Source organism: Pseudomonas sp. NMI542_15 (assembly GCF_021283425.1).
Classification (GTDB): Bacteria; Pseudomonadota; Gammaproteobacteria; order Pseudomonadales; family Pseudomonadaceae; genus Aquipseudomonas; species Aquipseudomonas fortuita.
This window is the reverse complement of sequence record NZ_JAJSRO010000065.1, coordinates 1-1,160: the sequence shown is the minus strand read 5'-3', so window position 1 is coordinate 1,160 and position 1,160 is coordinate 1. Positions and strand designations below refer to the sequence as shown.

2 protein-coding genes are annotated in these 1,160 nt (G+C 62.0%); both read right to left on the bottom strand.

The features are described 5' to 3' along the window. Positions 1–872: electron transfer flavoprotein subunit alpha/FixB family protein (locus LU684_RS30420; protein WP_232895371.1), on the bottom strand; the 872-nt coding region annotated here is incomplete at its 3' end. Continuing rightward, a partial coding sequence (locus tag LU684_RS30415; RefSeq protein ID WP_408981019.1) for an electron transfer flavoprotein subunit beta/FixA family protein occupies positions 873–1,160 on the bottom strand: 288 nt, incomplete at its 5' end.

Sequence of the window (1,160 nt, the reverse complement as noted above, 5' to 3'; positions counted from 1 at the left end):
TCGGCCACCTGGAAGATCGGCGCTTCTTCGTCCTTGTTGATCGCAACGATCACTTTGGAGTCTTTCATGCCGGCCAGGTGCTGGATCGCGCCGGAGATACCGACGGCGATGTACAGCTGTGGCGCAACGATCTTGCCGGTCTGGCCGACCTGCATGTCGTTCGGCACGAAGCCTGCGTCGACCGCAGCGCGCGAAGCACCAACGGCAGCGCCCAGCTTGTCGGCCAGGCTGTACAAGTGCTTGAAGTTGTCACCGTTGCCCATGCCGCGGCCGCCGGAAACGACGATCTTGGCAGCGGTCAGTTCCGGGCGGTCGGACTTGGCCAGCTCTTCACCGACAAAGGCCGAGATACCGGCGTTGTGCGCGGCACTCACCGCTTCAACGGCGGCCGAGCCACCTTCGGTTGCGACTGGGTCGAAGCCGGTGGTACGCACGGTGATGACCTTGACCGAAGCGCTCGATTGCACGGTGGCAATGGCGTTACCGGCATAGATCGGGCGCTTGAAGGTGTCGGCGGACTCGACCGAGATGATCTCGGAGATCTGGTCCACATCCAGCAGTGCGGCAACGCGTGGCAGGATGTTCTTGCCGTTGGTGGTGGCCGGGGCCAGCACGTGGCTGTAACCGTTGGCCAACTCGACGATCAGCGGCGCCACGTTCTCCGGCAGGACGTGTGCGTAAGCTGCGTTGTCGGCAACCAGCACTTTCGCCACACCCGCGATCTTGGCAGCAGACTCGGCAATGCCACCGACGTTCTGGCCAGCGACCAGCACGTGCACATCACCACCGATCTTGGCAGCTGCGGCAACAGTGTTCAGGGTAGACGGTGCGACTGCACCGTTCTCGTATTCAGCGACAACCAGGATAGTCATTTAGATTACCTTCGCTTCGTTCTTCAGCTTCTCGACCAGTTCGGCCACCGACTTGACCTTGATACCCGCGCTGCGGGCAGCCGGCGCTTCGACTTTCAGGGTCTTGTTGGTGGAGGCGAGCGAAACGCCCAGATCGCCAGGGTTGACGGTCTCCAGCGGTTTCTTCTTGGCCTTCATGATGTTCGGCAGCGACGCATAGCGTGGCTCGTTCAGGCGCAGGTCGGTGGTGACGATGGCTGGCAGGTTCAGCGATACGGTCTGCAGGCCGCCATCGATTTCACGGGTGAC